This window comes from Streptomyces sp. NRRL S-378 (assembly GCF_000720645.1).
Lineage (GTDB): Bacteria > Actinomycetota > Actinomycetes > Streptomycetales > Streptomycetaceae > Streptomyces.
On sequence record NZ_JOBX01000074.1, the window covers coordinates 20,661 to 28,801 of the forward strand.

Here is an 8,141-nt window from a genome sequence, read left to right on the forward strand (position 1 = left end):
CCGGTGGTGGCGCCTGCACCCCCAGGATATTGCGACGCGTACGCGGTACCGGACCCCTTATCGGCCCCGGAGCAGTTCCCGGATGCGTACGGCGGTGGCCTCGTCCCGGCCGACGGCGAACGGCAGGGCGTTGTCGCGGTCCACCCGGAAGGGGACACCGTCGACGGTGCTCTGTGCGCCGCCCGCTTCGGCGACCAGGAGCAGTCCGGCGGCGTGGTCCCAGGCCGAGGGCCAGGTGAAGGCGAGGGCGTCCATCTCCCCGCGGGCCACCTTCAGGTACTCCAGGCCGGCCGAGCCGCAGGGGCGGGCCGCGACGCCGGGCACGTCGAGCCGGGCCAGGGTGCGCTTGTTCTCGTCGGAGGTGTAGAGCGGGTGGGCGGTGGCGACCCGCAGGTCCGCGCCGGCCTCGGGCGAACCGCTGTGGATCCGCTCGCCGTTGACGTACGCGCCCCCGCCGCGGACGGCGGTCGCGAGCTCTTCCAGCGCCGGGGCGAAGGTCCAGGAGGCGAGGATCTCGCCGCGCACGGCCAGCGCGACCAGGGTGCAGAAGGCCGGGTCCCCGTTCACGAACTGGCGGGTGCCGTCGACGGGGTCGACGATCCACACGGGGGCGTCCGCGCGCAGCGCCTCGTACACGGTGGGGTCGGCGTGGACGGCTTCCTCACCGACCACGGCCGAGCCCGGAAGCAGGCGCGTCAGGGAGGCCGTGAGGTGCTCCTCGGCCTTGCGGTCGGCGACGGTCACCAGGTCGTGGGGGCCGCTCTTCTCGTCGACCTCGTGCTCGGCGAGCTGCCTGAATCGCGGCATGATCTCGATCGCCGCCGCCTTGCGGACGGCTTCTTCCACATCGGGCAGGCCATGGGCCAGGAACTCATCGATCATGCCTCCAGCAAAGCACGCCCGGCCGGCAAACCCCACCGCCGGTGCCGGACACCCGGGCGGACACCGGGTGGCCTCCGGGTGAACGGCCCCGGACGGCCTCCGGGTGAACGGCCCCGGGGCCTTCCGGGTGAACGGCCCACGGGGCGGCCGGATCCGGCCCCCTCCCCCGGCGGCTGCCCGCGGGAGAGGTCAGCCGGCGAGCGGGAACATCGCCGCGCGCCGGCCCTCGGGCGACGTCAGCCACTCCAGCTTCTCGGCGGACCCGGTGTCCTCCAGCGGCGTGTGCAGCACGATCGCCAGGTCCGGGCGGGCCGGCACCCGCAGCTGCGTCGACTCCACGAAGAGCGTGCCGACGACGGGGTGCTCGATCTCCTTCTTCGTCTGTCCGCCCGGCCGCACGTCGCCGCGTTCCCACAGTTCGGCGAATTCGGGGCTGAGCGCGCGGGCCTCCTCGATGACCGCCCGGAAGCCGTCGTCGTGGGGCTTCTCCGAGCAGGCGGCCCGGAACTGGGCGACGACCTGACCGGCGACCTCCTCCCAGCGCCTGGCGCGGGCCCGGTAAATGGGGTCGGTGAAGAAGGCGATCAGGCAGTTCTGCACGATCTCCGGGCGCATGCCGAAGACCAGCGACGCCGCGTCGTTGTAGAGGACGGTGTTCCAGTAGACGTCCATGATGTGCGCGGGGAAGGGCATCCACGCCTCGATCAGGCGCTGCAGGCCGTCGCACATGTCCCGGTCGCCCGGCGCGACCTCCAGGGCGGGCGGGTTCAGCCCGGCGAGCGCGTACAGGTGCCGTCGCTCGGCGCTGGTCAGTTTCAGCACCCGGCCCACCGAGTCCAGGACCTGCCCGGACACCGTGATGTCGCGGCCCTGTTCCAGCCACTGGTACCAGGAGACGCCCACCCCGGCGAGCACGGCGACCTCCTCGCGGCGCAGGCCCGGGGTGCGGCGGCGGGCCCCGCCGTCCGGCAGGCCGGCCTCCGTCGGGGTGATTCTGGCCCGTCTGCTCATCAGGAACTCGCGCAGTTCGGACCGCCGGCGCTCGTCGGTCGCTGTCGCCACAAACTCCCCCTGTTCGGCTGACTGGTGGTGCCACCAACAGGATAAGTTCCCACTCTGCACGGGCATTCCCGGGCCACGAGGGTGGTGGCCATGGCGATCGACACACAGACCACGACCCCCGGACCGCACACGGCGGCCCCCCAGGAGGGCCGGCTGTCCGGGCGGGCCCGACTGGTCCTCTTCGTACTCTGCGCCGCCCAGTTCATGGTGGCGCTCGACTTCTCCGTGCTGAACGTGGCCCTGCCGGTGCTCGGGGAGGACCTGGGGATGAGCCGGTCCGCGCTCCAGTGGGCCATCACCGCCTTCGCCCTGCCGTCCGGCGGTTTCCTGCTCCTCTTCGGCCGCATCGCCGACCTGTACGGCCGCAAGCGGCTCTTCCTCACCGGCCTCGCCGTCTTCGGCGCGGCCTCCGTGCTCGCCACCCTCGCCTGGGACCCGGCGTCCTTCCTGACCGGACGGGCCCTGCAGGGCCTGGGGGCGGCGGTCATCGTGCCGACCGGCATGTCCTTGCTGACCACGACCTTCCCGGAGGGTCCGCAGCGCGACAGGGCGCTCGGCATCTCCGGCACCCTGCTGTCGCTCGGTTTCACCGTGGGGATGGTGCTCGGCGGTGTCATGACGGACACCCTGGGCTGGCGGTCCACGATGGGCCTGCTCGCGGTCGCCGCGGTGGGCGTCCTGGTCCTCGCCCCGGGGCTGCTGCCGGAGTCGCGTACTCCCGAGCGGCCGCGCCTGGACGTGCCGGGGGCCGTCACCGTCACCGGCGGTCTGCTCGCGGTGATCTACTCCCTGTCCACGGCGGCCCAGCGCGGCTTCGGCGACGTGGACGTCCGGGGCACGCTGGTGGCCGGACTGGTCCTGCTGGCCGTGTTCGTGGCGGTCGAGTCGAAGGCGGCGGCACCGCTGGTCTCGCTGCCGATGCTGAAGCGCCGCACGGTCGCCTGGGGCAATTTCGGTGGTCTGGTGACGTTCTCGATGATGTCGACGGTCGTCTTCGTCCTGACCCTGTACCTCCAGGAGACGCTGGGGCTGTCGTCCTTCCGCACGGGTCTGGTCTTCGGCATCCAGGGCCTCGCCTCCGTCGCCGCGGGTGCGTACGCCCCGAGGGTGATCGGCCGCTTCGGCGCCCGCCGCACGCTGGTCGGGTCCCTGGTGGGCCAGGGCGTCCTGGGGGCCGCACTGCTCGGCGTGGGCACCGGGTCGGGTGCCCTGCTGGCGACCGCGGCCGTCTCGCTGGCGAGCATGTGCCACCTCGGCGCGATCATCTCGTACGGGGTGGTCGTGACGAGCGGCGTGCCCGACGAGCAGCAGGGCCTGGCGACCGGCCTGGTCACCACCACCCAGCAGATCGGCCTCACCGTCGGCATCCCGCTGCTCGGTGTGCTGGCGACCACGCAGGCCACGCTGTTCGGCGGGGTGCGCACGGTCCTGGCGGTGGACGCGGTGATCGTGCTGGCAGCGGCGCTGCTGGTGGCCGTCGGCCTGGGCCGCGGCAGGCGGGGCTGACCCCCTCCCGCCCGCGGCCCCGGTCCCACCCGCAGCCCCCGGTCCCGGCCCCAGCCGGGCCCGGGGCGTCGGCCGTGCGGGTCGAGCACCTCGGCGACCCCGCGCACTGCACGCCGGCGCAGCTCAGGCGGTAGGAGGGAGGTCGTGCCGTGTCTCGAGTCCCTGCGCGTGCTCGAGTCTCCACCGGACCCGGAGCGGTTCACCTACGTGTCCCGCGGCCGCCCGCATCGGTGGCTCCCTGTCCCCGGGTACGCGGTCGAACCCCGGGCGTGCGGTCATCGGGCCACGGCCTCCGGCACCTTCAGGAAGGTGCTCCGCTGCCGGGCGGCCACGCGGTCGATCAGGGTGAGCGCGGGCGCTGTCAGCACCGTGGTGACCAGCGTCATGACCACGAGCACGGCGAACACGGTGGGCGTGATGATCCCCAGTTGCAGGCCGACGCCGAGCACCACGAGCTCGGTCAGCCCCCGGCAGTTCATGAGCGCGCCGAGCGAGGCGGCCTCGTGCCACCCGAGTCCGGCCACCCGGGCCGCACCGGTGCTGCCGGCCCACTTGGTGGCGGTCGCGACGGCCACGACGAGGGCGCACCAGCCCCACAGGCCGGGCTCCGCGCCGATGAGCCGGAAGTCGGTCTTCAGCCCGGAGTAGGCGAAGAACAGCGGCAGGAGCAGGGCCACGGTGACCCCCCGCATCAGTTCCGCGGCCGCCGTCTGGGCGGCACCGCGCGGTACGACGGCACCGAACAGGAAGGCTCCGAAGATCGAGTGGATGCCGATCCAGTCGGTGGCGAAGGAGGCCAGCAGGATCCCGGTGAGCAGCAGGGGCAGGACCACCACCGCCCCGCCCGGGCGGTCCGCGCGGCGCTCGGCCAGCCGGGCCAGCAGGGGGCGCAGTCCGTACATCATCGCGGCGATGAACACGGCGGTCAGCGCGACGGTGGTGAGGACCCCGGTGAGGGAGGTGTCCCGGCTCAGCGCGGTGGCCAGTGCGAGCAGGCACCAGGCGGTGATGTCGTCGACGGCCGCGCAGGTGAGGGCCAGTCCGCCGACGGGGGTGCGGTCCATCTTCCGGTCGGTCAGGATCCGTGCGAGCACCGGGAACGCGGTGATGCTCATGGAGACGGCGATGAAGAGGGCGAACGCCGGGAACCCGACCTCGGGAGCGGCGAACCTCCCGTACATGGCGAGGGCGAGCAGCAGCCCGCCGACCATGGGCACCGCCACGCTCACGTGGCTGACCCACGCGGCCACCTTGCCGCGACTGCGGACCTGCCCCACGTTCAGCTCGTACCCGATCAGGAACATGAAGAGGACCAGGCCGAGCTGGGCCAGCGCGTCGAGCAGGGGCAGCGCCTCCCGGGGGAAGAGCCACCGCTGCCCGTCGGGCCAGACCGCCCCGAAGAGCGAGGGGCCGAGCGCGACGCCGGCCACGATCTCGCCGATCACGGGCGGCTGCCCGAGGCGGTGGCAGACCCGGCCCGCGAGGTGGCAGCAGACCATGACCAGGGGAAGTATCAGGAAGAGATGGGCAATCGGGGACACGGCAGAGCACCCGTTCTGTGAGTCGTTGCGTCTGTGAGTCGTTGCGTCCGGGAGTCGTCGACGATGCGGAGGTCGCGGGGGGGGCGGGCCGGGGCCCGCCCCCGGCGTCCTAGCGTCCGGTCGCGCGGGAGATGCCGCGCCAGATCTCGGCCAGAGACTCCGGCCGGGCCATCTCCGCGTGGCCGCGGGCGACACGGGTGACGTGGATCCGGCCCGACGCGTACCCGCTCCAGATGTCCGCCCCGGGGGCACCGGCGGGCTTCCCGTGGCCCGCTTCGAAGAAGAGGACGTCGCCGTCGAACTCTCCGGGGGCGTGCTCCACCAGGAGCCGATGGTTGTTCCGGTACACCGCGGCGATCTCCGGGAGGTGCCGCTCGGCGAGTTCGGTGAAGGTGTTCCGGTCCCGGCGCAGGGCCGGCACCAGCCCGGCCATCGTGAGGGGTTCCTGGTTCTCCTCGGCCCGCAGGCCGAAGAACTCGGCGAGTCCCGCCACCACTTCCTCCTCGGTGAGGGAGAGGTCCGCCCCGGTGCCGGCCCCGGTCCCGGCCCCTGTCCCGGCCTCGGTCACCGGGTAGGCGTCGAGCAGGGCGAGGGTCTCCACCCGCTCTCCCGCGGCCCGGAGCTGGACGGCCATCTCGTGGGCGACGACACCTCCGAAGGACCAGCCCAGCAGGCGGTACGGCCCCGATGCCTGGACGGTGCGGATCTGCCGGACGTAGTCGGCCGCCATCTCCCGGACGGATTCGGGGAGGGCTTCACCCCTGTCCATGCCGCGCGCTTGGAGGGCGTAGACCGACTCCTCGGGGGAGGCGATCCCGGCCAGCGGCGCGTAACACCAGCCGATTCCGCTGACGGGGTGGACGCAGAAGGTGGTGGTGGCGCCGCCGTGGGCCTTCACCGGCAGGAGCACCTCGAAGCCCGCTCCGTCCGAGGACCGGCCCAGCCGCTCGGCGAGGGCGGCGGCCGTGGGCGCCTCGAAGAGGGCCCGCAGGGCGAGCGCGTCCCCCAGGACCTCCCGGATCCGGCCGATCAGCCGGACCGCGAGCAGGGAGTGGCCGCCCAGTTCGAAGAAGTTGTCCTCGACGCCGACCGCGGGCAGACCCAGGGTCTCCGCGAACAGCCCGCACAGGATCTCCTCCCTGGGGGTCCGGGGAGCCCGGCCGGAGGCGTCCGCCGCGTACGAGGGCGCGGGGAGGGCCCGCCGGTCCAGCTTGCCGTTCGCGGTCGAGGGCAGCACGTCCAGCACCACGAACAGGGAGGGCACCATGTACTCCGGCAGCAGTGCGGCGGCGTGCGCCCGCAGGGCCCCGGTGTCCACCCCGTCGTCGCCGGCGGCGGGGACGACGTAGGCCACCAGGCGCTTGTCGCCGGGCCGGTCCTCCCGGGCCACCACCGCCACCTGTGACAGGCCCGGGAAACGACCCAGCACGTCCTCGATCTCGCCGAGTTCGATGCGGAACCCTCGGATCTTGACCTGGTCGTCGACCCGGCCCAGGTAGTCCAGCATCCCGTCACCGGACCAGCGGACCAGGTCGCCGGTGCGGTACATGCGGCTGCCCGCCGGGCCGAAGGGGTCGGCGACGAACCGCTCGGCCGTCAGATCCGGACGCCGGTGGTAGCCCCGGGCCAGGCCCGCACCCGCCAGGTACAGCTCGCCGGTCACGCCGGCCGGCACCGGCTGGAGACCGCCGTCGAGGACGTAGGCCTGCGTGTTGCGCAGCGGGCGGCCGATCGGCGGCACCCCGGTCACGGCCTCGTCAGTGGACCATGCGGTGGCGTACACCGTGGCCTCGGTCGGACCGTAGACGTTGTACACCCGGCCGGCCCGGAGGGCGTCCCTGGTCTCCGTGGCCGCCTGTGCGGTCAGGGCCTCGCCGCAGAACACCACGGTGTCCGCCGTGGTGCGCACCCCGCTCTGGGACACGATCCGGGCGAGGGCCGAGGGCACCCCGCTCACCAGGGCCGCCGGGCCCTCGCCGGGGCTCCGGTCACCCAGGGCCAGCAGGTCCGGGAGGACTTCGATGCGGCCGCCGGTCAGCAGCGGACCGAACATCTCGAACACGGAGACGTCGAAGTTGAGGGAGGTGGTGAACAGAACGTGGGACAGCGGCTCGGTGCCGAACTCCTCACGGGCCCAGGCGACCAGGTTGGCCACGTTGGCGTGGCTGACGACCACGCCCTTGGGGCGACCGGTGGAACCCGAGGTGTAGATGACGTACGCCGGGTGCAGCGGTTCCAGGACACCGCTCCGGTCCCGGTCGGTCGGGTCGGTGGCGGGCCGGCCCTCCAGGGCCGCGAGGACCTCGGGAGCGTCCAGGACCAGCCGCGAGGTCCCGCAGTCGGCCGGGAGGATCCCCTCGGTCTCCGCGACGGTGAGGACGAGCGCCGGATCGGCGTCCCGCAGCAGGTAGGCGATCCGGTCCGCCGGGTAGGCGGGGTCCACCGGCAGGTAGGCGGCGCCCGCCTTGAGCACGGCGAGCAGCGCCACCATGGTCCGCGCGGTACGCGGCAGGGCCAGGGCCACGAACTTCTCCGGCCCCGCCCCGAGCGCGATCAGGTGGTGGGCGAGGCGGTTGGCCTGCTCGTTCAGCTCGGCGTAGCTCAGGTCCGCGTCCGCGGCCTGGACCGCCCGACGCTCCGGGGTCAGGGCGGCCTGCGCCTGGAAGAGCGCGGGAACGGTCCCCGGGGGCAGCTCGGCCGCCGTGTCGTTCCACTCGGCCAGGATCTGCCGCTCCTCCCGCGCGGAGAGGATCCCGATCCCTCCGACCGGCCGGTCCGGGTCCTCGGCCACCGCCGCCGCCAGGCGCACCAGCCGGACCGCGAAGGATTCGGCACTCCCCCGGTCGAACAGGTCCGTGCTGTAGTGCAGCAGGCCGCCGATCCCGGCCGGGCTGCCGTCCGTCCCGAACTTCTCCGTGAAGTGGAAGCCCAGGTCGAACCTGCTGTACGCGGACGGGACCACTTCCTGGGTCACGTCCAGGCCCGACAGGCGCAGCGCGTCGCCGCCGGAGGAGTCCAGGCCGAAGATCACCTGGAACAGCGGGTGCCGGGCGAGGGAGCGGTGGGGGTTCAGGGTTTCGACGATGCGTTCGAAGGGGGTGTCCTGGTGGGTGTAGGCGGCGAGGTCGGTGGTGCGGGTGCGGGTGAGGA

5 protein-coding genes are annotated in these 8,141 nt (G+C 73.3%); 1 reads left to right on the plus strand and 4 read right to left on the minus strand.

Annotated elements, in window-relative coordinates:
• Nucleotides 1-57 precede the first annotated feature (57 nt).
• Entirely contained in the window at nucleotides 58-882 is an 825-nt protein-coding gene (locus IH80_RS0133320) for an inositol monophosphatase family protein (RefSeq protein WP_030965432.1), read from the minus strand.
• Nucleotides 883-1,071: 189 nt separating this feature from the next.
• Complete coding sequence (locus tag IH80_RS0133325) at nucleotides 1,072-1,893, minus strand: helix-turn-helix transcriptional regulator (protein WP_234432466.1); 822 nt, start codon at nucleotides 1,891-1,893, stop codon at nucleotides 1,072-1,074.
• Nucleotides 1,894-2,034: 141 nt separating this feature from the next.
• On the opposite strand from IH80_RS0133325, the gene IH80_RS0133330 reads away from it, so the two are divergent.
• Entirely contained in the window at nucleotides 2,035-3,450 is a 1,416-nt protein-coding gene (locus tag IH80_RS0133330; RefSeq protein ID WP_030965435.1) for an MFS transporter, read from the plus strand.
• Between the two features lie 275 nt (nucleotides 3,451-3,725).
• Here IH80_RS0133330 and IH80_RS0133335 read toward each other — a convergent pair whose 3' ends face one another.
• Together IH80_RS0133335 and IH80_RS0133340 are read right to left on the minus strand one after the other, a co-directional pair.
• Nucleotides 3,726-4,991: a cation:proton antiporter gene (locus tag IH80_RS0133335; protein WP_051810218.1), complete on the minus strand. Its 1,266-nt coding sequence runs from the start codon at nucleotides 4,989-4,991 to the stop codon at nucleotides 3,726-3,728.
• A gap of 109 nt (nucleotides 4,992-5,100) precedes the next feature.
• Nucleotides 5,101-8,141: non-ribosomal peptide synthetase (locus tag IH80_RS0133340; RefSeq protein ID WP_037881875.1), on the minus strand; the 3,041-nt coding region annotated here is incomplete at its 5' end.

Coding starts and splice junctions, on each gene's coding strand:
- IH80_RS0133325 (WP_234432466.1), bottom strand. CDS start 1,893: ATGAGCAGACGGGCCAGAATCACCCCGACGGAGGCCGGCCTGCCGGAC.
- IH80_RS0133330 (WP_030965435.1), top strand. CDS start 2,035: ATGGCGATCGACACACAGACCACGACCCCCGGACCGCACACGGCGGCC.
- IH80_RS0133320 (WP_030965432.1), bottom strand. CDS start 882: ATGATCGATGAGTTCCTGGCCCATGGCCTGCCCGATGTGGAAGAAGCC.